This window comes from Polaromonas sp. P1_E12 (assembly GCF_056405975.1).
Window position 1 is genome coordinate 70,843 of sequence record NZ_JBFUBB010000008.1, and the last position, 22,227, is coordinate 93,069.

A 22,227-nucleotide genomic window follows, 5' to 3' on the forward strand; every position below is an offset into this window, starting at 1 on the left:
GTCTGGCCATTAAGGTTTCAGGAAGATTTGGGTGTGCGATTTGCCAGCAGCCGTTGCAGGAGGCAAAAAACAAACAGCAACACGCCGACGACAATGCGCGTCCACCAGGAGCTCAAAGTGCCGTCAAAAGAGATCAGGGTCTGGATGATTCCGAGCATCAACACCCCGAACAGGGTGCCGGCCACATAACCCACGCCGCCGCTGAGCAAGGTGCCGCCAATGACCACGGCGGCAATGGCGTCAAGCTCCATGCCGGTGGCGTGCAAGCCGTAGCCCGAAAGCATGTAGAAGGTGAAGACCACACCGGCCAGCGCCGAGCAAAAACCCGACAGCGTGTAAACCCCCACCAGCGTGCGGCGCACCGGCAGACCCATCAGCAGTGCCGATTGCTCGTTGCCGCCGACGGCATACACCGCGCGGCCAAAGGGAGTGCAGTGTGCAATGAACACCGCCGCCAGCAGCACCGCGATGGCGATCACGGCACTGATCGAGAGGGAAGCGTCTTCCCACAAGGGAATGCGCAGCTGCGAAACCTCTGAATAAAACTCGTTGGTGATGCTGATGGAATCGACGCTGATCAGGTAACACAGGCCGCGCGCCAGAAACATGCCGGCCAGCGTCACGATGAAAGGCTGCAGGCGAAAACGCTCAATCAGAAAACCCATGAAGGCGCCGAACGCCGTGCCCATGAGGAGCACCAGCGGAATCACCGCGGCCGGACTCCAGCCATGGTGCTCCACCAGCGCGGCAGACACCATGGTGGTGAGTGCGACCACGGAGCCGACGGACAGGTCAATGCCGCCCGACAGGATGACAAACGTCATGCCCACGGCGATGATGACCAGAAAGGCGTTGTCAATCAGCAGGTTGAGAAACACCTGAGCCGAAAAGAACCCGCTGTAGAGCACCGAACCCATGGTCGCCATGGCAACGAAGAGCGATATGGTGGCCGCCAGCGGCAGGTATTTGGGATTAAAACCTGAAGCCGGCGCAGCAGGTGCCCGTTGGCTGGAGGCGGCCTCTACGGGGGGCCGGGTGACGGTTGTGTTCATGGCCGCATCCCCCGCGCGGCCGGCCGCCGCATCCAGATACCGATCTCGGCCCGGAATTCAGCCGATTGCAGCAGCATGACCACAAATACCACCACAGCTTTGACCACCAGGTTGATCTCAGGCGGCACACCCAGCGAGTAAATGGCATAAGTCAGCGTCTGGATGATCAGCGCGCCGATCACGCTGCCCACGAGGCTGAAACGCCCACCGGTGAGGGCGGTGCCGCCCAGCGTCACGGCCAGGATGGCATCCAGCTCGAGCAACTGACCCGCGTTGTTGCCATCGGCGCTTTTGACGTTGGAGCTGATCAGCAAGCCCGCAATGCCCGCGCACAAGCCACAGAAGCCGTAGGCGGCAACCATCAGGCGCCTGGCCTGCACGCCCGCGACGCGTGCTGCGGTTGGATTAATGCCCACAGCCTGTATGAACAGCCCGAGGGCGGTGCGCGTCACCGCCAGGTACAGCAACGCAAAGACCACGGCCACGATAGAGAGCGAGAACGGCAGGCCCAGCAGGTAACCGCTGCCCAGGAAGAAAAATGGCGCGTAGTAGATGGTGATGATCTGCCCGCCGGTGATCAGCTGCGCGATGCCGCGACCCGCTACCATGAGGATCAGTGTGGCGATGATGGGTTGCATGCCTACCCTGGCGACCAGCAGCCCGTTCCATAGTCCGCACAGCAGCGCGATGGCCAATGCCGCCAGAATTGCCAGCGGCATCGGGAAACGGCTCACGCTCCCTGCCACCGACCCGCCAATCATCCAGGCGGCCACTGCGGCAGCAATGGCCACCACGGCGCCCACGGAAATGTCGATGCCGCGGGTGGCGATCACCAACGTCATGCCGAGCGACACCAGCACCAGCGGCGCGGCACGGTTGAGAATATCGATCAGGCTGCCGTACAAATGACCGTCACGCCACTCGACGTGCAGGAAACTGGCGTTAAACACTGTGTTCACAGCCAGCAGCAGGAACAGTGTGATGAGCGGCCAGGCCAGGCGGTGCCTCATGGCAGTGGCCAGAGGCGAGGGGTGGTGTTTCTCTTCAGGCATGTTCAGCCGCAATCAGTTCATAGACGGTGTCTTCGCTGCTGCCTGCCGGCAACTCACCCACCTTGCGGCGGTCACGCAGCACCACGATGCGGTGCGCCACACGAACCACCTCGCTCATTTCAGAAGAGATGAAAATCACCGCCATGCCAGCCTCAGCCAGGCGCAGGATCTGCTCCATGATTTCCTGCTTCGCGGCCACGTCGACGCCGCGCGTGGGTTCGTCCAGGATCAGCAGGCGCGGCTCGGTCGCGAGCCAGCGCGCGATCATGGCCTTTTGCTGGTTGCCGCCCGACAGCAGGCCTATGGGGGTGTCCACACTCGCGGTCTTGATACCCATCGCCTGGACAAAGCGTTCGGCCAATGCGGTTTGTTCGGCACGCGATAAAAAACGGCGCATGCCCATGCGGGCCTGCAGCGCCAGTACGATGTTTTCCCGGACTGAGAGCTCGGCCACGATGCCATCGGTCTTGCGCTCCTCGGGACATAGGGCGAGGCCCTGCCGGATCGCCTCGGCGGGATTGGAAAACGTGACCGCCTCGCCGTCGATTCTGAGCATGCCGCGGTCCGGCGTCTCCAGGCCGAACAGCAGGCGCGCCAGTTCAGTGCGGCCCGAGCCCAGCAGCCCGGCCAGGCCCACGACCTCGCCGGCACGCACGCGCAGGTCCACAGGCTGCAACTGACCGGCCTGGCCCAGACCTTCAGCTTGCAAAAGCGCCGGCGCAGCATCGTCAAATTCCGGAGGCACGGCGGCGGTGGCGGATTGCGCGGCCAGTTCCCGGCCCAGCATGGCCGCGATCAGTGCCTGCGGCCCCAGTTCACTGGCACGCCACTCGCCGACCCAACTGCCGTTGCGCAGAACGGTGATGCGATCCGACACCGCATACACCTGGTTGAGGAAATGAGTGACAAAAACAATGGCCAGCCCCTCGCCACGCAAGCGACGCAGCACCTCAAAGAGTTTTTGCACCTCGTCATCGTCGAGGCTGGAGGTTGGCTCGTCGAGGATCAGCACTTTGGATTCAATGCCGATGGCGCGCGCGATGGCCACCAGTTGCTGCACGGCGACCGGGTAGCTGGACAACAGGCGCGTGACGTCGATGTCCAGGCCCATGCGCGCGACCAGTTCGCGCGCACGGCGGTTCACGGTGGTCCAGTCGATGCGAGACCCCTGCGCAAACCCGTACCGCGGATAGCGGCCCGCGAAGATGTTTTCCGCCACCGACAGGTTGGGGCAGAGATTGACTTCCTGGTAGACCGTGCTGATGCCCAGCCGCTGCGCGGCCAGGGGAGAGTCCGGCCATACCGGTTTTCCGGCAAGTTGCATCTGGCCGCCGCTGGCTTCCAGCACGCCTGTCAACACCTTGATGAGCGTGGACTTGCCGGCGCCGTTTTGCCCCATCAAGGCATGGATTTCACCGGGAAACAGGCGCAAACGCACATCCTGCAAGGCCGGAATACCCGCGAACTGTTTGTGGATGCCCGCAAGCTCCAGCACGGGGGCGGCGTCGGCCACGGTCATGGAGCGGCCTTCGCGCCACGCGCCACGATATTCGCCTTCAGAACGGCCAGGAGGTTCATGCCTTGTTCTTGTTGTAGACGTCGACAAACACGGCGGCCAGCAGCACCACACCTTTGATGACTTGCTGGTAGTCGATGCCGATGCCCAGGATGGACATGCCGTTGTTCATCACGCCCATCACAAACGCACCGATCACCGCGCCCATGACCTTGCCGACACCGCCCGAAGCCGAGGCCCCGCCGATAAAGCAGGCGGCGATGACATCGAGTTCAAAGCCCAGGCCGGCCTTGGGTGTAGCAGTGTTCAGGCGCGCGGCAAACACCAGGCCCGCCAGCGCCGCCAGCACGCCCATGTTCACGAAGGTGTAGAAGGCCAGGCGCTCGGTCTTGATGCCCGACAGCTTGGCTGCCTTTTCGTTGCCGCCCAGCGCATAGACGCGCCGCCCGATGGTGGTGCGACCCGTGATGAAGTGGAACAGGAAAATCAGCGCGGCCATCACGATCAGCACATTCGGCAGCCCCCTGTAGGAAGCTAGCAGGTAGCTGAAATAGATCAGCAGTGCCGAGAACATCGCCGTTTTGACGAAGAAAATGGCGGCGGGCTCGGCCTGGATGCCGTGCTTGAGCTGCTTGGCCCGCGCGCGTATGCCGGCCACGGCGAGCACGGCGGCCAGCGCCACGCCCAGCAGCAGCGAAGTCATGCGCAGGCCTTCGCTGCTCAGCAGGTCGGGCATGAAACCCGAGCTGAGCATCTGGAATGAATCGGGGAAGGGGCCGACCGACTGGCCTTGCAGCAGTGCCAGCGCCAGCCCCTTGAACACCAGCATGCCGGCCAGCGTGACGATAAAAGAAGGGATGCGGAAGAACGCGACAAACCAGCCCTGAACCCCGCCTATCAGCGCGCCGCAGAGCAGGCACACCAGCGAGGCCGGCACGAAATGCCAGCCGTACTCCACCATCAGCACGGCCGCCAGCGCGCCGATGAAGCCGCACACCGAACCGACCGACAGGTCGATATGCCCGGCCACGATCACCATCAGCATACCCAGCGCCATGATGACGATGTAGCTGTTCTGCAGGACCAGGTTGGTGAGGTTGAGGGGCTGCATGAGCGTGCCCTCGGTCATGTACTGGAAGAAGCCCATGATGGCCACCAGCGTGATCAGCATGCCGTACTCGCGGAAGTTGTGCTTCAGGTAGTCGAGCGGCGATTTGCCGCTGGCAGCGGCGGTTTTTGCCGCAATCGCGGTGGCGTTGGAGGACTCGTTGTTCATTTCAGCTTGCTTTCATGATCGCGCGCATGATCTTTTCCTGGGAGGCTTCGGCCGTCGGCATCTCGGCGATGAAGCGGCCTTCGTTCATGACGTAGATCCGGTCCGTCATGCCCAGCAATTCCGGCATTTCCGAGGAAATCATGATGATGCATTTCCCTTCTGCCGCGAGCTGGGCCATCAGGGTGTAAATCTCGTACTTGGCGCCCACGTCGATGCCGCGCGTGGGCTCGTCGAGGATGAGCACTTCGGGACTGGTGAACAGCCATTTCCCGAGCACCACTTTCTGCTGGTTCCCGCCCGAGAGGTTGAGGACTTTCTGGCCGACGCTTGAGCACCGGATGCGGAGTTTTTCGCGGTAGCTCTGCGCGACCTGGTATTCGCGGCCGCTGTCGATGACGGAGGCACTTGAAACGCCCTTGAGGTTGGCCAGCGAGACGTTGAACTGGATGTCTTCGTTCAATATCAGCCCGTTGCCCTTGCGGTCTTCGGTCACATAGGCCAGACCATGGCGAACGGCTTTCTCTACCGTGCCGACATCAACAGGCTGGCCGTTCAGAAGGACCTGGCCGCTGATGCGGCGCCCCCACGAACGGCCAAAGATGCTCATGGCAAGTTCCGTGCGCCCCGCCCCCATCAGCCCGGCAATGCCGACGATTTCACCGCGCCGCACCTGCAGGCTGACGCCTTTGATGAATTTCCTGTCCGTGTGCAGCGGGTGGTAGACGTTCCAGTCGCGCACTTCAAACACGGTCTCGCCAATTTTCGGCTGGCGCGGCGGATATCGGTCAGCCATCTCGCGGCCCACCATGCCGCGAATGACGCGGTCTTCGCTGATGGCTTCGGCACGGCAGTCCAGTGTTTCGACGGTGCTGCCGTCGCGCAGGATGGTGATGGCGTCCGCCACGCGTGAAATTTCGTTGAGCTTGTGTGAAATAAGGATGCAGGTAATGCCCTGCCCCTTGAGTTCCAGCAACAGGTCCAGCAAGGCCTGGCTGTCGTTTTCGTTGAGGCTCGCCGTCGGCTCGTCAAGGATCAGCAACTTGACCTGCCTGGACAAGGCCTTGGCAATTTCCACCAGTTGCTGCTTGCCCACGCCGATGTCCGTGATCAGCGTGGCGGGCGATTCCTTGAGGCCCACTTTTTTCAGCAGGTCCTGCGTCTTGCTGTGCGCAGCCATCCAGTCGATCACGCCGCGCTGTGCAGTCTCGTTGCCGAGGAAAATGTTCTCGGCAATGGATAGCAGCGGCACCAGCGCCAGTTCCTGGTGGATGATGATGACGCCCAGCTGCTCGCTGTCGTGGATTCCGAGGAACTGGCGCTCCTGGCCTTCGTAGACGATGTCCCCGCTGTAGGAGCCGTGCGGATAGACCCCCGAGAGCACTTTCATCAAGGTCGATTTTCCGGCGCCGTTTTCACCGACGATGGCATGAATCTCACCCGCGCGCACGCGCAGGTTGACCTTGTTCAGCGCGACCACCCCTGGGAAGGTTTTGCGGATGTCGCGCATCTCGAGAATCGTTTCCAATGCCTGTCCTTTGGTACAAAAATCGCTCCGACGGCGACTGACACCGATGGGCGTAAACAGTCCCGCGCCTCCCCGGCACGGGACCGTCGTGCTTTCACCCTTCAGCCGGGGTTACTTGATTTGTGACTCTTTGTAGTAACCGCTGCCAATCAGAACCTGGTTCCAGTTAGAGGCATCCACAGCCACCGGTTTGAGCAGGTAGGAGGGCACCACTTTCACGCCGTTGTTGTAGGTCTTGGTGTCATTGATCTCGGGCTGCTTGCCAGAGAGGGTGGCGTCCACCATGTTGGCCGTCACCTTGGCCAGCTCGCGCGTGTCCTTGAACACCGTCGAGTACTGCTCGCCTTTCAGGATGGACTTGACCGAAGGAATTTCGGCGTCCTGCCCGCTGACCACCGGGCAAGGCTGCTGCGCCGTGCAGTAGCCGACACCTTTGAGCGAGGACAGAATGCCGATGGACAGGCCGTCATATGGCGACAGGACTGCGTGGACTTTTTCCTTGCCGTAGTAGGCCGAGAGCAGGTTGTCCATGCGTGCCTGGGCCACCGCACCGTCCCAGCGCAGCGTGCCGACCTTGTTCATGCCCATTTGCTTGCTGCGCACCACCAGCTTGCCGCTGTCGATGTAGGGCTTGAGCACGCTCATGGCACCGTCGTAGAAGAAAAATGCATTGTTGTCGTCCGGGGAGCCGCCGAAGAGTTCAATGTTGAAAGGGCCCTTGCCCTGCTTCAGGCCCAGCTTGTCGACGATGGAAGTAGCCTGCAGCACGCCAACCTGGAAGTTGTCGAAGGTGGCGTAGTAATCCACGTTCTTCGAACCCTTGATGAGACGGTCGTAGGCGATGACCTTGACACCCTTGTCGGCCGCGTTCTGCAACGCCTTGGACAGCGTGGTGCCGTCGATGGAGGCGATCACCAGCACCTTCGCGCCCTTGGTGATCATGTTCTCGATCTGGGCAAGCTGGTTCGGGATGTCGTCATCGGCATATTGCAGGTCGGTTTTGTAGCCGCGCTCCTTGAGTACCTTGACCATGTTGTCGCCGTCGGCGATCCAGCGGGCAGAGGATTTGGTGGGCATCGAAATGCCGATGCTGCCTTTGTCCTGCGCCTGGACTGACGGTGCAATACCGAGGGTTCCCAGCACGAGGCCGGCGAGCAGAGTCTGGAGAAATGTACGCTTCATGAAATAGTTTCCTTCTGGAGGTTTGAAAGAGCGCCCCAGTATCGAGGCGCCGGCCCGGATGCTGATCAGTATTTACGCTTGGGGAATTCCTTGGCGGCTACTTCCATCGGGAAAATACCCTCTTCGGTAACGATACGTTTCTGAACGGACTTGCCGGCCTTGATATCCTTGACTGCCGCCATCAGTTGCGGGCCCAGCAAGGGGCTGCACTCCACGGAGACGTTAAGCTTGCCGGCCATCATGGCTTCGAAAGCGCCCTTGACGGCATCGATCGAGATGATGGTGATGTCCTTGGCCGGCTTCATGCCAGCCTCTTCAATCGCCTGGATCGCACCGATAGCCATGTCGTCGTTGTGCGCGAAAAGCACATTGATCTTCTTGCCTTCGGCCTTGAGAAAGGCTTCCATCACTTCCTTGCCCTTGGCCCGGGTGAAATCACCCGTCTGCGAGCGGATGATTTTGAACTTCGGGTCGGCCTTGATGATTTCTTCAAATCCTTTTTTCCGGTCAATCGCCGGTGCGGAACCCACGGTTCCCTGCAACTCAACGATGTTGACCTGGCCGCTTGTACCCTTCATTTTTTCGACAAGCCAGCGGCCTGCCTTGCGGCCTTCCTCCACAAAGTCCGAGCCCATGAAGGAAACATACAGAGAGGTGTCTTTGACGTTCACGGAGCGGTCAGTCAGCACCACCGGAATTTTGGCGGCCTTGGCTTCACGCAAAACGGTTTCCCAGCCCGACTCGACCACGGGCGAGAACGCGATCACGTCCACCTTTTGGGCAATGAAGGAGCGAATCGCCTTGATCTGGTTTTCCTGCTTCTGCTGGGCATCGGAGAATTTGAGTTCGATACCCGCGTCCTTGGCGGCCGATTTGATGGATTCGGTATTGGCGGTGCGCCATTCGCTCTCTGCGCCGACCTGGCTAAAGCCCAGCACGATGGGCTTTTGTGCCCATGCTGAAACCGGCAACAGGCCGGCAAGGGGGGCGCAGGCGAGTGCGACGGCGAGGGTGCGGCGATGGATTTTCATTTTGTCTCCTTGGTTGAAATGGAACTGACAGCTCTCTGGTGATCTTCAATGGCTCAGGCTAGCACGTAACCGGTCTTGACGGTGGTGTAGAACTCGGCAGCGTAGCGGCCTTGTTCGCGTGAGCCATAACTCGACCCTTTGCGCCCGCCGAACGGAACGTGGAAGTCGACACCCGCAGTAGGCAGGTTCACCATGGTCATGCCGACTTCTGCGTGACGCTTGAAGTGCATGGCGTGCTTGAGGGACGTCGTGCAGATGCCTGCACAGAGGCCGAAGGGGGTGTCGTTGGCCAGGGCCAGTGCGTGTTCAAAGTCATCGGCCTGCAACACACACGCTATGGGTCCAAAAATCTCTTCGCGCGCAATGCGGTGTTCCGGCCGGGCCAGGAAGAGCGCCGGATTCATGTAATGCCCCGGTGTCGGGCGCTCCAGCAATTCGCCGCCCCAGACATGCTCGGCGCCCTCGTTGCGCCCTATGTCCAGATACGACTGGTTCTGTTCGAGCTGGCTGCGGTCAACCACCGGACCCATATCGATGCCCCGCTCCAGCGCGTGGCCCACCTTGAGCCCGGCAATGCGGTGGCGCAGGCGCGCAACGAATGCATCGTGTACAGGCGCTTCCACGATGAGCCGGCTTGACGCGGTGCAGCGCTGGCCGGTCGAAAAGTACGAGCCTTGCACGGCGCATTCGACGGCCTGGTCAAGATCGGCATCAGCCAGTATCACCAGCGGATTTTTGCCACCCATTTCAAGCTGCACTTTCGCGCGGCGCGCGGAAGCCGACTGAAGGATGCGTTCGCCGGTTGTCACCGAGCCCGTGAAGCTCAGCGCATTGACCAGGGGATGGTCGACCAGCGTTTGCCCGACTTCCCGGCCGCTTCCCATGACAAGGTTGAAGACGCCCGCAGGCAGCCCGCAGCGGCTGATGATTTCGGCCAGAGCCCAACCACAGGTGGGCACCAGCTCGGCCGGTTTGAAAATCACCGTGTTCCCATAGGCCAGTGCCGGCGCGATTTTCCAGGCCGGAATCGCCAACGGGAAATTCCATGGCGCGATGATTCCCACCACGCCGACAGGCTCACGCGTCACGTCGACCTGGATGCCGGGCCGGACCGATGCCATGGTCTCCCCCTGAACACGCAATGCTTCGCCTGCGAAAAACTTGAATATCTGGCCGGCCCGTGCCGCTTCGCCCACGCCTTCGGGCAAGGTTTTTCCTTCTTCCCGTGCCAGCAGCATGCCCAGCTCATCCTTGCGCGCCAGGATCTCGCTGCCGATCTGGTCAAGCACATCGGCCCGGCGTTGCGGCGTACTGTGGCTCCAGTGCGGCAATGCCTCGGCCGCGGCCCGGATCGCAAGTTCGGTCTGGTTGCGGTCGGCACGTGCGTACTCGCTGACCACCTCCCGGGTATCCGAGGGGTTGGTGCTGGTGCCGGTGGTGGTGCCGGTTTCCCAGCGCCCATTGATGTAATGCCGGGCGTTTTGTTGCAGTTCGCCGAATTTCATGAGAGTGAGAGCCTCGTCTTCATAGCGCTGCAGTCTAGAATTAATTTTGATATCAATCCAATCGTTTTTTTGACAAAATAGATATCGTTCTACGCATTCTGGAAAACCCCGATGAGCACCTACAACCACTGGTTCATACGCGCACGGCTCAAAACACGGCAATTGCTGTTGCTGGTTGCACTGGCCGAAGAAGGCAATATTCATCGCGCAGCACAGGTTCTCAGCATGACCCAGCCGGCGGCGTCCAAGTTGCTCAAGGATCTGGAAGATGTCTTGGAGGTACAGCTTTTTGAGCGCTTGCCCCGCGGCATGCGGCCAACCTGGTATGGCGAAACCATGATCCGGCACGCGCGCATGGCACTGGCCAGCCTGAACCAGGCACATGACGAGCTCACCGCCCTCAAAACCGGGCACTTCGGCCAGGTCGGCATCGGCGCCATCACGTCGCCGGGGCTGGCCTTGTTGCCGTCTGCGGTGGCCGTGGTCAAACAGGAGCACCCGAGCCTGCGCATTTCGCTGGACATCGAAACCAGCCCGGTACTGCTCGAGCGCCTGGAGCAGGGCAAGCTCGACATCCTGGTGGCACGCCTCTTTGCCGAACATGACAAGACCAATTTGCGCTATGAGCCCCTGGTCGAGGAGCCGGTGTGCGCCATGGCGAGGCCGGGGCACCCGCTGCTGGGTGTGTCTGGCCTCACCCTGCGCGACGTGGTGGCGGCCGCCTGGATTGTGCCGCCCGCGGGCAGTGTCCTGCGGCACCGGTTCGAGCTGATGTTCCGGGAGGATGGGCTTGCACCGCCGATCAACGTGGTGGAGTCTTCAGCCCTGCTTTTCATCACGCGCATGCTGCAGCAAAGCGACATGGTGGCCGTGGTCGCCGCCGATGTGGCGCGGTATTACGCCGCGCACGGTATCGTCTCGGTGCTGCCGCTGGACATGCCCTGCCACATGGACGCCTTCGGCATCATCACCCGTACCGACCGGCTGCCATCGCCAGCCGCCAAGGTCATGATGAAGGCCCTGAAGACTGCAAGTCTCACACTCTACGGGCGGAAACTCGAGATGGACTGAGAGCCCCAGCGGACTTAGGCCAGAGACACCGCGGAACCGGCTTTGCCGGGCCGCCAGTGTCGCCCCCTGAGGGGGGAGGCGCCGGAGGCGCTTCGGGGGGGAGGTCTACACCCAGCCGGCATCCACCGTGAACTCCTGCGCGGTGCACATGGCGGCGTCGTCGGATGCCAGGAACAGCACCATGCGCGCGATGTCGTGGGGCAGCAGCTTGTCGGGCAGGCACTGGTTACGCTGGAGCTCCTTCTCGCCTTCGGCATCCAGCCAGAGCTTGATCTGCCGCTCGGTCATGACCCAGCCCGGCGACACGGTGTTGATGCGGATGCGGTCCCGGCCCAGCGTTTTCGCGAGTCCACGCGTCAGGCCGTTCACCGACGATTTGGCGATGGCATAACAGGGGTAGCCTGCGCCCTTGCCTTGCCAGCCGGTGGAACCCAGGTTGATGATGGAGCCGGCACCGAGGCGTTGCATGCCCGGCACCACCGACTGGATTGCAAAAAAAGCGGGCCGTTCATTGATCGCGATGCGGTCATCGTAGTAGGCGGGCGTTACAGACTCCAGGCTGTGGCGGTCATCGCTGGCCACATTGTTGACCAGCACCGAGAAGTCGCCCAGCGCGCCTGCTGCGTCGGTGATTGCCGACTGCAGCGCGGCAACATCCCGCACATCGCAGGCGCGCCACCATGGGCGGGCGTGCCCCGCATCCGCCAGTTCCTGCGCAAGCGCTTCACTGGCCTCCTTCGCGACATCGATGAAGGCAACGCGCGCGCCCTGCTGCGCAAAGGCTGTCACGATGGCGGCGCCTATGCCGCTGCCTCCGCCGGTGACAAATACCGACCGCTTGTTCAGGCTGGGAAAGACGGAGAGGGTCTCGCTTGCGGGAGCGGCACGCATGGGGGCAGAGCTGGAAATGTTTGACATTGCAAGTTGTGTATCAATTAATATAAAAAGAATAAGTTTCCAACATCACTATGCATTGATATCATCCACCGCGTCAAGAGGCCACCGCACAGCCCCGCAATACGGAGACATTAGTGACATTGATTCCAGACACGCGCGCAGGCGTGTATCAGCAGCGGCTGGCCATGCCGGTCCCTGGCAAGGTGCATTGCGTCCATCCGGCGGGGGCCCTGCTGGGTGAGGGTACCTTGTGGTCGCCGCGGGAGCAATCCCTGTATTGGGTGGACATTCTTGGCTGTCGCCTGCACCGCTTTCACCCCGCTACCGGCGCGCGCAGCAGCTGGGCCTTTGACGAGGAAATTTCCGCGCTGGCCGAGCGGGCGCATGCGCCCGGTCTGATCGTGACCCTGCGGCGCGGCTTCGCGCTGTTTGACCCCGCTTTGGGCGGCGAACCACGCTACCTGCACCAACCCGAGGCTGCGTTGCCGGGCAATCGCTTCAACGATGGCAAGTGCGACAGGCAAGGCCGCTTTTGGGCGGGGACGATGGACTTTGACTGCGTGGCCCCCACCGGCTCGCTGTATCGCTATGACCCTGATGGCCGCTGCACGCGCCATGAAGAAGGTTTTGCGGTGACCAACGGCCCCACTTGGTCCGCCGACGGACGCACCCTGTATTTCAACGATACCGTCAATGGCCGCATCCATGCGTATGACTTCGACAGCGCGGCGGGAACCTTGTCAGGCAAGCGGCTGTGGCTGGCCTTTGCGGCCGGCGACGGCGTTCCCGACGGCATGACCACCGACGCCGACGGCCGCCTGTGGATTGCCCACTGGGGCGGTGCCTGCATCAGCTGCCATGACCCGGTCACTGCGCAGGAACTGTGCCGCGTGCCGCTGCCGACAAGCCATGTGACCAACTGCGCCTTTGGCGGGCCGGACATGCGCACGCTTTTTATCAGCACGGCACGCACCGGGCTCACGCCCGGGCAGCTCGCCGACCAGCCGCTGGCCGGCGGCCTGTTCGCAGTCGCGATCGACAGCCCAGGTGCGCCTGCCGGTTTGTTCGCCGGCTGATGCCACGGACAAAGCACCATCTACCTGCCCTCACCGTGAAAGACCTTCAATGACCGATTCCGCACATCCTGTAGTCTGGCTGCGCCATTCCGGCCAGCGCCTGGGACTGGTTCCCTCGCTCGGCGGCAGTGTGGCCGCCTGGCAGCTTGACCGTCCGCAAGGGCCGCTGGACCTCTGGCGGCCTTGGGACGGCAAAACGGACGATCTCTACCAGACCGCTTCATTTGCCATGGTGCCGTGGTCCAACCGTATCAGCGGCGGAGGCTTCACGCATGAGGGGCAATTCCACGCCATGCGCCCGAATCGCGCGGGCGAACCCTATCCCATTCATGGCGACGGCTGGCTGCAGCCGTGGCAGGTTTCGCAGCCGGCTGACGACACCCTGGTGATGACGCTGGTGTCGCACGGCTTCGACGGCAACCCGTACGACTACGAAGCCGTGCAGACCTTCCGGCTGGTCGAAGGCGGGCTGGACCAGCAGGTGCAGGTGCGCCACCTGGGCGTCAAGCCGCTGCCATATGGCTTGGGCGTGCATCCCTGGTTTCCCCGCACCCCGCAAACACGGATTACCGCGCCGGTGGAGGGCCTTTGGCTCTGCGGCGACGACCCGCTGCCGGTTGCGCACACGACCGACTTTCCGGCGGGCTGGGACCTGAACAAGGGTGCGCCGGCCAACGGCCCGCTCATCGACAACGGCTACACCGGCTGGGGCGGCAAGGCCTGCGTTGCCTGGCCCGAGCAGGGCCTGCAGGTCACGGCCCGCATGCCGGACTTCGCGCGCAACGGCGGTGCCGAGGAACACTTCTGCCTGGTTTACCGCCCACCGCAAGGGCCCGCGTTTTGTTTTGAGCCCATCACGCAGCCTATCGATGCCTTTCATTTGCCAGGGCAGCCCGGCTTGCGTGTGCTGGGCCCAGGGGAACAGTTTTCGCTCAACATCCAGTGGCGCATCGAGCCCACTTCGGCGCAAGGCTGAACCGGGGGAAGCCCTTAAACCCGGCCTGTCAGGCGGCGGGCGGCTTCCAGTACCGGCTTGACATGGCGTTCGCTGTAGCGGTTGCCGGGCATGGTCAGCGTCAGTGCGCCCGCCAGTGCGCCATCGGCCCCAAACACCGGGGCCGAAATGCCGGCCACCTCGGCCAGCCGGTCGCCCACAGCCGTGTAGTAACCCTGTTCGCGGATTTTGGCGTATAGCTGACGGTCTTTTTGGCCTCCAACCCTTAGCTGTCCTGCGCCGAACGCTATCAAAATGCGAGCACCCGTGCCGCGGTCGACGGGTAGCAGATCGCCGGCCTTGATGTGGTCGCGGATCGGGTGCGGCGAGTCCACGCGGTACAGGCACAGGCGAGCCTCGCCCTGGCGCACATGGTAGGCCGCGCTCTCGCCGGTGGCCGCAACCAGCTCGCGCAGCACCGGCAGCACCACCCGGTCCAGCGAAAACGAGGCGGCGTAAACACCCTGCAGGCGCGCCACCTCGGCGCCCAGCGCGTAGCGGCCGTCGCCGAGTTTCTGGACCAGCCGCGCATGCTCCAGCGAAGCCAGCAGCCGCAGCACCGTGCTCTTGTAAAGCTGCGTGCGTTCCGCCAGTTCGCTCAGGCCCAGTGAGATGTCACCCGCCCTGAACGCCGACAGCAGCGACAGGGCGCGGTCCACTGCCGCGGCACCGCCGGGAGCGGCATGGGCGTCTGCAACGGATTCGGTCTGGGCTTTGCGCGGCATGGCTCGATCTCCTGGGCTTACGTGTCGATTGCCTGCTTGACAGTGCCGGCAACCTGCTTCATCATTTCATTAGAAAGAATATAGTTCTATCTTACAGAACACCTGAGAATGATGCAAACCACCCAGCCCAGCCAGGTGCTGATCAGTGAAGTCGGCCCACGCGATGGTCTTCAAAGTGTTTCCCGCACGATGGCGACCGCCGACAAATTGCGCTGGATCACCGCCCTGCACGCGGCCGGCCTGCGCGAAATCGAGGTGGGTTCGTTCGTCCCCGCCAAACTGTTGCCGCAAATGGCCGACGTGGCGGAGGTGGTACGGCATGCGCTCACCTTGCCCGGCCTCACGGTCATGGCCCTGGTGCCCAACCGCCGCGGCGCTGAAGCAGCGCTGCAGGCCGGCGTGCACAAGCTGACCATGCCGGTGTCGGCCAGCGCGGCGCATTCGCTGGCCAATGTGCGCAAGACGCGCGAAGAGATGGTCGAAGAAGTGCGGGCCATTGACGGGCTGCGCCGTGAGCTTGCACCACAGGTAAAACTCGAGGCCGCCGTCTCGACGGCTTTCGGCTGCACGCTGCAGGGCGTAGTGCCTGAGGACGACGTGATCCGCCTGGCCGCGCAATGTGTTGCCGCCGGCGCGGATGAGTCGGGTTTGTCGGACACGGTCGGCTATGCCAACCCCGCGCAGGTGCGCCGCCTCTTCAGGCGCCTGCGCGCCGAGCTTGGCGACAAGGCAGGCGCCGCGCACATGCACAACACGCGCGGACTGGGCTTGGCCAACTGCCTGGCTGCGTATGAAGAGGGCGTGCGCACCTTCGATGCTTCGCTGGGCGGCCTGGGTGGCTGCCCCTATGCACCGGGCGCGTCAGGCAATGTGGTCACTGAAGACCTGGTTTTCATGTTTGAGGCCATGGGTATTTCCACGGGAGTGGATCTCGTCAAGTTGATGGCTGCGCGCGAGCCGCTCAAGGCCGGATTGCCGGGCGAACCGCTTTATGGCATGACACCCGAGGCGGGCCTCCCCAAAGATTTTGTACAAGGACGTTTGCATGCCTGAAGCCAGCGTATCCGGCGAACAAAGCCTGCCCTATGCAGGGCTGCGTGTCGTCGAATTCACCCATATGGTCATGGGGCCGACCTGCGGCATGCTGCTGGCCGACCTGGGGGCCGAGGTCATCAAGGTCGAGCCGATCTCGGGGGACAACACCCGCAAGCTGCTCGGCTCCGGTGCGGGATTTTTCCCCCTGTTCAATCGCAACAAAAAAAGCATCGCCGTCGACCTGCAGACCCCCGAGGGCCGCGAGCTGGTGCTCAAGCTGGTTGCCACCGCCGACATCGTGAGCGAAAACTTCAAGCCCGGCACCATGAAGAAGCTTGGCCTGGATTACGCCAGCCTCTCGCAGCTCAACGAGCGCTTGATCTATGTAAGCCACAAAGGCTTTTTGCCCGGCCCTTACGACCATCGCACTGCGCTCGATGAAGTGGTGCAGATGATGGGCGGGCTGGCGTATATGACAGGCCGGGCCGGCGATCCGCTGCGCGCCGGCAGCAGTGTCAACGACATCATGGGCGGCATGTTCGGCGCCATCGGCGCCATGGCCGCGCTGGCCGCGCGAGAGAAGACGGGCAAGGGCCAGGAAGTGCAGGCCGCGCTGTTTGAAAACAATGTTTTCCTGGTCGCCCAGCACATGATGCAGTTCGCGGTGACGGGGCAGCCTGCCGCGCCCATGCCGAGCCGCATTTCGGCGTGGGCGATTTACGACGTGTTCACGGTCAGGGACGGTGAGCAGATTTTCCTGGCCGTGGTCAGCGACACGCAGTGGGCCATTTTTTGCGAGGCTTTTGGGCTGCAAGACCTGCGGGCCGACGCACGGCTGCTGACCAACAACGACCGGGTACTTGCGCGCGAGTGGCTGATGCCCCTGCTGCGCTCACATCTGGCTGGGCACAGCGCGGCCGAATTGGGTGCCGTGTTCGAAAAACATGCATTGCCGTTTGCGCCCATCACCCGGCCGCAGGATTTGTTTGACGACCCGCATCTCAAGGCCACGGGCGGGCTGGCGCCCATCACCTTGACCGACGGCGCCCGCACCGGGCAAACAAGCGCCACCGTCCTGCTGCCGCTGACCCTGGGCGGCAAACGTCCCGGGGTGCGCCTGAACCCGCCCAGGCTGGGCGAGCACACGCGCGAACTGCTGCGGGAGCTCGGTTATGACGACGACGCCATCCAGGCTCTGCAAGCCAACCGGGTGACGCGCTGAGTTTTGTTGCTATAAAAAATGTAGCTGCTCGCGCAAAGCTATAAAGGGCTGGGGGCACTTTTCATAAACAACTCGGCACACACGCTGCGCAGCCAGCGGGAGGCCGGGTCGTGGTGGTAGCGGGCATGCCAGTGTTGCTTCACGGTAAATCCGGGAATCGCCAGCGGGCAGGGCAGCACCTGGAGGCCGGCGGCGCGGGCCAGGGTTTCGCCGATGTGGCGCGGCAGCGTGGCGATCAGGTCGGTGGTGGACAAAATGGCCGAGAGGCCCAGAAAGCCCGGCAGCTCCAGCAACACGCGGCGCGAGATGTTTTGTGACGCCAGGGCGCTGTCCAGCAGCTGGTAGCCGGTGCCGGAACTGATGCCGATGTGCGCCTCGGCCTGGTAGACAGCCAGGCTCCAGTCGGCACCCAATTCGCTGCCCACCCGCGGATGCCGGGCATTGGCCAGGCAAATCCAGTCCTGGCCGTACAGCGTCTGCTGGTAGAAGCCCGTGTCGAGCCAGGGCAGAAAGCCGACGGCAAGATCGGCCTCACCTGCTTGCAGGGCATGCGCCAGGCCGGCATCGATACGCGCGGCTTCCAGCGCCACGCCCGGCGCCACCGCCCGCACGTGGGACAGCAGCCGGGGCAACAGCGTGACGTGGCTGGCGTCGGTCATACAGATGCGAAAGCGCCGCTGCGCCGTAGACGGTTCAAAGGCAGCCTCTGACTGGGCCAGTCGCTGCAATCCGCCCAGCACCTCGCGCACCGTGGCAATCAGCATATCGGTGCGCGGCGTGGGCAGCATGCCGCCTGCCGTACGCACAAACAGCGGGTCGCCAAGCTGCTTGCGCAGGCGCGCCAGCCAGATGCTGACCGTGGGCTGGCTTTGCCCCAAGGCCTCGGCCGACCGGGTGACGCTGCGGGTGGTGTAGAGCTGGTCCAGCAGCCGCAGCAGCTTGATGTCCAGCAGATCCAGGTCCTTTTCCATACCTCTATTGTGATACGCAATGATTGGTATTGCCCTCATTGCATGGACGACATGGTCGGACCCACCCAGAATTCGCTCCTGAATCACGAAGGAGTTGTGCAGTGAAGATTTGTGTTCTGGGCGCCGGCGCGCTGGGCTGTGCACTAGGCGGCGTGCTGACGGAGGCTGGTCACGAGGTCTGGCTCATCAACCGCAATGCTGCCCAGGTCGAGGCCATGAACAGTCGCGGGCTGATCCTGCGCGACGGCGGTGTAGACCGCTGCGTGCAGGTGCATGCCGCGACCTCCGCCGCAGGCGTGGCCATGAACACCGGTGCGGTGGACCTGGTGATCGTGCTGGTCAAGTCCTTCGACACCCGCCCGGCCATGGAGGCAGCCCTGTCGCTGCTGGGGCCGGACACGGTGGTGCTGTCACTGCAAAACGGGCTGGGACACGAAGACATCCTGGGCAGCATCGTGGGCCGCGAGCGCGTGCTGGCCGGCAAAACCTATGCGGGCGGCACGCAGCTCGGCGCCGGGCATGTGCTGATTGGAACGCGCGGCAAGGACACCCACCTGGGTGAACTGGATGGCCGCATCACGGAGCGCGTACAGCGCATCGCCGCCGCCTTCAACGCCGCCGGGCTCGACACCATCGTCAGCCGCAACATCATCGGCACCATCTGGGACAAGCTGCTGGTCAATGTGGCCACCGGCGCCGTGAGCGCCATCACGCGCCTGACCTACGGCGATATGTACCAGGTGCCTGAGCTTGAGGCCTGCGGCATTGCGGCCGTGGCCGAAGCGATGGCGGTGGCACAAGCCAGCGGCATCACGCTCGCCACCACTGACCCGCGCCAGCCGTGGGTCAAGGCGGGCGAAGGCCTGCCCTACGCGTTCAAGACCTCGATGCTGCAAAGCCTGGAGAAGGGCTCCATCACCGAGATCGACTTTGTGAACGGCGCGGTGGTGCGCCAGGGCGCGAAATGCGGCGTACCCACACCCGTCAACCAGGCCCTGGTGGCCTGCATCAAGGGTATTGAGCGCGCACAGCCGCGTCAACGCGATTCAAAAGAGCACACCTTGGCCCCCCACAAACAAAAATCCTATGTAGAACACGTTGCGGTGCGCGTCAAAGACATCCGGTGGCATATCAACTTCTTCCTGGAGGTGCTGGGCATGGATGTGCGCGAGATCGACGGACCCGCCGATGCACCGCACCAGTACTGGACGATCGGCGGCCTGCAGCTCATGAGTACGCCAGGCTTTGCAGCGCCGCCGTCGAACGACGCCGGCTGGCTGGCGCATCTGGGCATCATGGTGGACGACCTGGAGGCCGCCTTGGCCGGGGCGAAGACATGGGGCGTGAAGCAACTGCCCCAGGGCCGCAACTGGCTGCAACTGCCCGATGGCCTGGCCGTCGAGCTGATCCAGGCCAGCACCGGCTGCGTGTCTGCTGTATTGGCAGTCAATCCCAGAGCCACCACTGCCTGAAAGGCGCCTCATGCCCAACCCCAACATCCAGTTCGCCACGCCGGAAAAATACTGGGACGACGCCCAGGTCGGCGACGAGTGCACCAGCCCGTCCTACACCTTCACCGCCGCGCGCATCGATGCCTACGCCGAACTCACGGGCGACTTCACGCCCGTGCATGTGGATGAAGCCTACGCCAATGCCTCGCACTTCGGCTGCCGTGTTGCGCACGGCCTGATGGGGCTGTCGGTTGCCGACGGCCTGAAAACCCAGAGCGAATACCGCTTCCTGCCCGGCATGTCGCTGGGCTGGACCTGGGACTTCCTGCTGCCGATCAAGATCAATGACACGCTGCACATGAAATTTCGTGTGGCCAGCATGCGGCCCTCCAAAAGCAGGCCGGGCTGGGGCATCGTGGTGCTGCCGGCCGAGCTGATCAACCAGGCCGGGCAGGTGGTGCAAAAGGGCGAGCACCGCCTGATGGTGCCGCGCCGGCCATCATCTGAAAAATGATTTGCTATCAAAAACATAGCTGCTTGCGCCCGATATACAAAGATGAATTCAGGTTTTTATGAATAAAGCTACCCAAGCGCTGCCGCTGGCGGGCATCCGCGTCGTCGATTACAGCCATTTCCTGGCCGGGCCCTATTTGTCGCGCTGCCTGGCAGCGATGGGTGCAGACGTCATCAAGGTCGAGCGGCCCAGGGACGGGGATGCGGGACGCGCTCACGCTTACTTCATCAAGGGACAAAGCGGCTACTTTTTGCAGCAGAACATGGGCAAGAAGGGCTTGTGCATCAACCTCAAGGACCCGCGCGGCCTGGAAATGATGCACAAGCTCACCGACACAGCTGACGTGTTCGTCGAGAACTACCGCCCCGGTGCGTTGAAAAAGCTCGGCCTGGGCTACGAAGAGCTGTCCCGGCGCAACCCTGGCCTGGTGTACTGCTCGATCTCCGCCTATGGCCATACCGGCCCCGACGCGCACCGTGCCGGCTTCGGCCTGATTGCCGAGGCCAAGAGCGGCATCATGGCCATGGTCGGCGAGCCCGGCGGCGTGCCGCCGCTGCTGCGCGTTTCACTGGGCGACATGTACACCGGCATCCACGGCGTGGCGGCGGTATGTGCCGCACTGCTGGGCCGCATCAAGTCGGGCAGGGGTCAGCATATTGACTTGTCCCTCTACGACTGCCTGGTGTCCATGCATGACTATGCGGTGCAGTGTTACACCCTCTCAGGCGACAAGGAAATTCCGCAGCAAACCGGCCACGACATGCCTCAAAGCACGTTGTACGGCGTATTTGCCGCCAGCAACGGTTACCTCGTGATTGCCGCGCAGGTCGACGACGCATGGAAGCGTTTTGCTTTGCTGATAGGCGGCGAAGCTCTGGCGCTTGACGCGCGCTTTCACAGCGCCGCAGGGCGCAACGAAAACCGCACCGAAATACTTGCCCTGGCGAAAGCCTGGGTAGCGGGCCGTACTGTGGCCGAGTGCCTGGCTGCGCTGGATGCGATTGACGTGCCCTGCGCCAAGGTGCAGAACATCGAGGAAGTGCTGAACGATCCGCAAATTCAGGCGCGCAACATGGTGATTGAGCAGGACCACCCGGTGCTGGGCAAGATCCGCCTGCCCAACCTGCCTTTCAGGTTTTCGGAGTGCGACACCTCACCTGCCTGCGTTGCACCCGGCATGGGTCAACACAACCGCGAGATCGCCGCGAGCGTTGGTTATAGCGCTGCCGACATTGAGGCGATGGAGCACGACGGCGTGCTGTATGCAGAGGTGCAGCCATGACCGACCGCTATGCCGTCATCGGCAACCCGATAGGATTCAGCAAATCGCCGCTGATCCACGGCATGTTCGCGCAGGCTAGCGGGCAGGACATGGAATACACGGCCATCGAAGGGCCGCCAGGCGGATTCACCGGGGCCGTTGATGCCTTCCGCGCCCTGGGCGGCAAAGGCATGAACATTACCGCGCCCTTCAAGCTCGACGCCTTTGCCTATGCCACCGAACGCTCAGAGCGGGCGCAGCTCGCGGGGGCGGCCAATGCCATGAGGTTTGACGGCACACGCGTGGTTGCCGAAAACTTCGACGGCGTGGGCCTGGTGCGCGACGTCACGCACAACCTGGGCTGCCAGCTGCAAGGCAAACGCGTGCTGCTGCTGGGCGCCGGCGGAGCGGCCCGGGGCGCGTTGCTGCCGTTTCTGGCGCAGGCCCCGGCCGAACTGGTGATTGCCAACCGCACGGTTGCCAGGGCACATGAACTGCAGGCCATGGGCGCGGCCCAGGCAAACGTCCGCGGCTGCGGCTATCCGGATCTGGCGGGGCAAACCTTTGACGTGGTGTTCAATGCCACCTCGGCAAGCCTGCGCGCAGAACTGCCGCCGGTGCCGGCAAGCGTGTTTGCTCCTGGTTGCCTGGCCTACGAACTGGCGTACGGAAAAGGGCTCACGCCGTTTTTGCGCCTGGCGCAAAACGCGGGAACCCGGCGGCTGGCCGATGGCGTGGGCATGCTGGTGGAGCAGGCAGCCGAAGCCTTTGCATGGTGGCGCGGCGTGCGGCCCGATACACGCGCTGCGATTGAACGCATCACCATTGCGCTGGTATGACATGACCTCAGCCTGCCCCCTATACTGCGCGA

At 63.0% G+C, this 22,227-nt stretch carries 20 protein-coding genes and 1 pseudogene; 10 read left to right on the forward strand and 11 right to left on the reverse strand.

Annotated features, from left to right (window positions below):
• Positions 1-17: 17 nt before the first annotated feature.
• The 8 genes from yjfF to AC1D13_RS20680 form a co-directional block, all read right to left on the reverse strand.
• Positions 18-1,052, reverse strand: coding sequence for a galactofuranose ABC transporter, permease protein YjfF (gene yjfF, locus AC1D13_RS20645; RefSeq protein WP_457282342.1), 1,035 nt, complete (start codon positions 1,050-1,052; stop codon positions 18-20).
• The gene (locus tag AC1D13_RS20650; RefSeq protein ID WP_477666911.1) at positions 1,049-2,104 is read right to left on the reverse strand and encodes an ABC transporter permease; all 1,056 of its coding nucleotides are present in this window, start codon (positions 2,102-2,104) and stop codon (positions 1,049-1,051) included. The genes yjfF and AC1D13_RS20650 overlap by 4 nt, the downstream gene beginning before the upstream one ends.
• Positions 2,097-3,623 carry a sugar ABC transporter ATP-binding protein gene (locus AC1D13_RS20655; protein WP_477690200.1) on the reverse strand — a complete coding sequence of 509 codons (1,527 nt, stop codon included), beginning with the start codon at positions 3,621-3,623 and terminating at the stop codon, positions 2,097-2,099. The genes AC1D13_RS20650 and AC1D13_RS20655 overlap by 8 nt, the downstream gene beginning before the upstream one ends.
• Before the next feature lie 55 nt (positions 3,624-3,678).
• Positions 3,679-4,896, reverse strand: coding sequence for a multiple monosaccharide ABC transporter permease (gene mmsB / locus AC1D13_RS20660; RefSeq protein ID WP_457282345.1), 1,218 nt, complete (start codon positions 4,894-4,896; stop codon positions 3,679-3,681).
• Between the two features lies 1 nt (position 4,897).
• On the reverse strand, positions 4,898-6,403 hold the full coding sequence (gene mmsA, locus AC1D13_RS20665; RefSeq protein WP_457282452.1) for a multiple monosaccharide ABC transporter ATP-binding protein: 1,506 nt from the start codon (positions 6,401-6,403) through the stop codon (positions 4,898-4,900).
• A 129-nt stretch (positions 6,404-6,532) separates the two neighbouring features.
• A complete protein-coding gene (chvE, locus tag AC1D13_RS20670; protein WP_457282346.1) occupies positions 6,533-7,603 on the reverse strand; it encodes a multiple monosaccharide ABC transporter substrate-binding protein in 1,071 nt (356 codons plus the stop codon).
• A 65-nt stretch (positions 7,604-7,668) separates the two neighbouring features.
• Positions 7,669-8,634, reverse strand: coding sequence for an ABC transporter substrate-binding protein (locus AC1D13_RS20675; RefSeq protein ID WP_457282347.1), 966 nt, complete (start codon positions 8,632-8,634; stop codon positions 7,669-7,671).
• Positions 8,635-8,687: 53 nt separating this feature from the next.
• Positions 8,688-10,139: an aldehyde dehydrogenase family protein gene (locus tag AC1D13_RS20680; protein WP_457282348.1), complete on the reverse strand. Its 1,452-nt coding sequence runs from the start codon at positions 10,137-10,139 to the stop codon at positions 8,688-8,690.
• Positions 10,140-10,250: 111 nt separating this feature from the next.
• Here AC1D13_RS20680 and AC1D13_RS20685 point away from each other — a divergent pair, with 111 nt between their 5' ends.
• Positions 10,251-11,210 (forward strand): LysR family transcriptional regulator, encoded by a 960-nt coding sequence (locus AC1D13_RS20685; RefSeq protein WP_457282349.1) that lies wholly within the window; start codon positions 10,251-10,253, stop codon positions 11,208-11,210.
• A 105-nt stretch (positions 11,211-11,315) separates the two neighbouring features.
• On the opposite strand, the gene AC1D13_RS20690 is transcribed toward AC1D13_RS20685, so the two are convergent.
• A complete protein-coding gene (locus AC1D13_RS20690; protein WP_477690201.1) occupies positions 11,316-12,101 on the reverse strand; it encodes an SDR family NAD(P)-dependent oxidoreductase in 786 nt (261 codons plus the stop codon).
• Positions 12,102-12,292: 191 nt separating this feature from the next.
• Here AC1D13_RS20690 and AC1D13_RS20695 point away from each other — a divergent pair, with 191 nt between their 5' ends.
• Both AC1D13_RS20695 and AC1D13_RS20700 read left to right on the forward strand, forming a co-directional pair.
• Positions 12,293-13,183 carry an SMP-30/gluconolactonase/LRE family protein gene (locus AC1D13_RS20695; protein ID WP_477690236.1) on the forward strand — a complete coding sequence of 297 codons (891 nt, stop codon included), beginning with the start codon at positions 12,293-12,295 and terminating at the stop codon, positions 13,181-13,183.
• 49 nt (positions 13,184-13,232) lie between these two features.
• Positions 13,233-14,159, forward strand: coding sequence for an aldose 1-epimerase (locus AC1D13_RS20700; RefSeq protein ID WP_477690202.1), 927 nt, complete (start codon positions 13,233-13,235; stop codon positions 14,157-14,159).
• A 14-nt stretch (positions 14,160-14,173) separates the two neighbouring features.
• On the opposite strand, the gene AC1D13_RS20705 is transcribed toward AC1D13_RS20700, so the two are convergent.
• Positions 14,174-14,902: an IclR family transcriptional regulator gene (locus AC1D13_RS20705; RefSeq protein WP_477690203.1), complete on the reverse strand. Its 729-nt coding sequence runs from the start codon at positions 14,900-14,902 to the stop codon at positions 14,174-14,176.
• A 108-nt stretch (positions 14,903-15,010) separates the two neighbouring features.
• Between AC1D13_RS20705 and AC1D13_RS20710 the strand changes: the two genes are divergently transcribed.
• Positions 15,011-15,955, forward strand: coding sequence for a hydroxymethylglutaryl-CoA lyase (locus AC1D13_RS20710; protein WP_477690204.1), 945 nt, complete (start codon positions 15,011-15,013; stop codon positions 15,953-15,955).
• Positions 15,948-17,159, forward strand: coding sequence for a CaiB/BaiF CoA transferase family protein (locus AC1D13_RS20715; protein ID WP_477690205.1), 1,212 nt, complete (start codon positions 15,948-15,950; stop codon positions 17,157-17,159). Before AC1D13_RS20710 ends, AC1D13_RS20715 begins: the two co-directional genes overlap by 8 nt.
• A gap of 38 nt (positions 17,160-17,197) precedes the next feature.
• Here the strand turns inward: AC1D13_RS20715 and AC1D13_RS20720 are convergent, their stop codons facing one another.
• Positions 17,198-18,130: a LysR family transcriptional regulator gene (locus AC1D13_RS20720; protein ID WP_477690206.1), complete on the reverse strand. Its 933-nt coding sequence runs from the start codon at positions 18,128-18,130 to the stop codon at positions 17,198-17,200.
• A 101-nt stretch (positions 18,131-18,231) separates the two neighbouring features.
• Here AC1D13_RS20720 and AC1D13_RS20725 point away from each other — a divergent pair.
• The 5 genes and pseudogenes from AC1D13_RS20725 to aroE form a co-directional block, all read left to right on the forward strand.
• Positions 18,232-19,173 (forward strand): annotated as a pseudogene (locus AC1D13_RS20725) (ketopantoate reductase family protein); the annotation flags it as partial.
• A gap of 18 nt (positions 19,174-19,191) precedes the next feature.
• The gene (locus AC1D13_RS20730; protein WP_457282454.1) at positions 19,192-19,602 is read left to right on the forward strand and encodes a VOC family protein; all 411 of its coding nucleotides are present in this window, start codon (positions 19,192-19,194) and stop codon (positions 19,600-19,602) included.
• Positions 19,603-19,612: 10 nt separating this feature from the next.
• A complete protein-coding gene (locus tag AC1D13_RS20735; RefSeq protein WP_477690207.1) occupies positions 19,613-20,095 on the forward strand; it encodes a MaoC family dehydratase in 483 nt (160 codons plus the stop codon).
• A 58-nt stretch (positions 20,096-20,153) separates the two neighbouring features.
• Positions 20,154-21,377, forward strand: coding sequence for a CaiB/BaiF CoA transferase family protein (locus AC1D13_RS20740; RefSeq protein WP_477690208.1), 1,224 nt, complete (start codon positions 20,154-20,156; stop codon positions 21,375-21,377).
• Complete coding sequence (aroE, locus tag AC1D13_RS20745; protein ID WP_477690209.1) at positions 21,374-22,195, forward strand: shikimate dehydrogenase; 822 nt, start codon at positions 21,374-21,376, stop codon at positions 22,193-22,195. Before AC1D13_RS20740 ends, aroE begins: the two co-directional genes overlap by 4 nt.
• Positions 22,196-22,227 lie beyond the last annotated feature (32 nt).

Bases quoted from the DNA above. Each gene is read 5' to 3' on its own strand.
- yjfF (WP_457282342.1), bottom strand. From the start codon at position 1,052: ATGAACACAACCGTCACCCGGCCCCCCGTAGAGGCCGCCTCCAGCCAA.
- AC1D13_RS20650 (WP_477666911.1), bottom strand. From the start codon at position 2,104: ATGCCTGAAGAGAAACACCACCCCTCGCCTCTGGCCACTGCCATGAGG.
- AC1D13_RS20655 (WP_477690200.1), bottom strand. From the start codon at position 3,623: ATGACCGTGGCCGACGCCGCCCCCGTGCTGGAGCTTGCGGGCATCCAC.
- mmsB (WP_457282345.1), bottom strand. From the start codon at position 4,896: ATGAACAACGAGTCCTCCAACGCCACCGCGATTGCGGCAAAAACCGCC.
- mmsA (WP_457282452.1), bottom strand. From the start codon at position 6,403: ATGCGCGACATCCGCAAAACCTTCCCAGGGGTGGTCGCGCTGAACAAG.
- chvE (WP_457282346.1), bottom strand. From the start codon at position 7,603: ATGAAGCGTACATTTCTCCAGACTCTGCTCGCCGGCCTCGTGCTGGGA.
- AC1D13_RS20675 (WP_457282347.1), bottom strand. From the start codon at position 8,634: ATGAAAATCCATCGCCGCACCCTCGCCGTCGCACTCGCCTGCGCCCCC.
- AC1D13_RS20680 (WP_457282348.1), bottom strand. From the start codon at position 10,139: ATGAAATTCGGCGAACTGCAACAAAACGCCCGGCATTACATCAATGGG.
- AC1D13_RS20685 (WP_457282349.1), top strand. From the start codon at position 10,251: ATGAGCACCTACAACCACTGGTTCATACGCGCACGGCTCAAAACACGG.
- AC1D13_RS20690 (WP_477690201.1), bottom strand. From the start codon at position 12,101: ATGCGTGCCGCTCCCGCAAGCGAGACCCTCTCCGTCTTTCCCAGCCTG.
- AC1D13_RS20695 (WP_477690236.1), top strand. From the start codon at position 12,293: ATGCCGGTCCCTGGCAAGGTGCATTGCGTCCATCCGGCGGGGGCCCTG.
- AC1D13_RS20700 (WP_477690202.1), top strand. From the start codon at position 13,233: ATGACCGATTCCGCACATCCTGTAGTCTGGCTGCGCCATTCCGGCCAG.
- AC1D13_RS20705 (WP_477690203.1), bottom strand. From the start codon at position 14,902: ATGCCGCGCAAAGCCCAGACCGAATCCGTTGCAGACGCCCATGCCGCT.
- AC1D13_RS20710 (WP_477690204.1), top strand. From the start codon at position 15,011: ATGATGCAAACCACCCAGCCCAGCCAGGTGCTGATCAGTGAAGTCGGC.
- AC1D13_RS20715 (WP_477690205.1), top strand. From the start codon at position 15,948: ATGCCTGAAGCCAGCGTATCCGGCGAACAAAGCCTGCCCTATGCAGGG.
- AC1D13_RS20720 (WP_477690206.1), bottom strand. From the start codon at position 18,130: ATGGAAAAGGACCTGGATCTGCTGGACATCAAGCTGCTGCGGCTGCTG.
- AC1D13_RS20735 (WP_477690207.1), top strand. From the start codon at position 19,613: ATGCCCAACCCCAACATCCAGTTCGCCACGCCGGAAAAATACTGGGAC.
- AC1D13_RS20740 (WP_477690208.1), top strand. From the start codon at position 20,154: ATGAATAAAGCTACCCAAGCGCTGCCGCTGGCGGGCATCCGCGTCGTC.
- aroE (WP_477690209.1), top strand. From the start codon at position 21,374: ATGACCGACCGCTATGCCGTCATCGGCAACCCGATAGGATTCAGCAAA.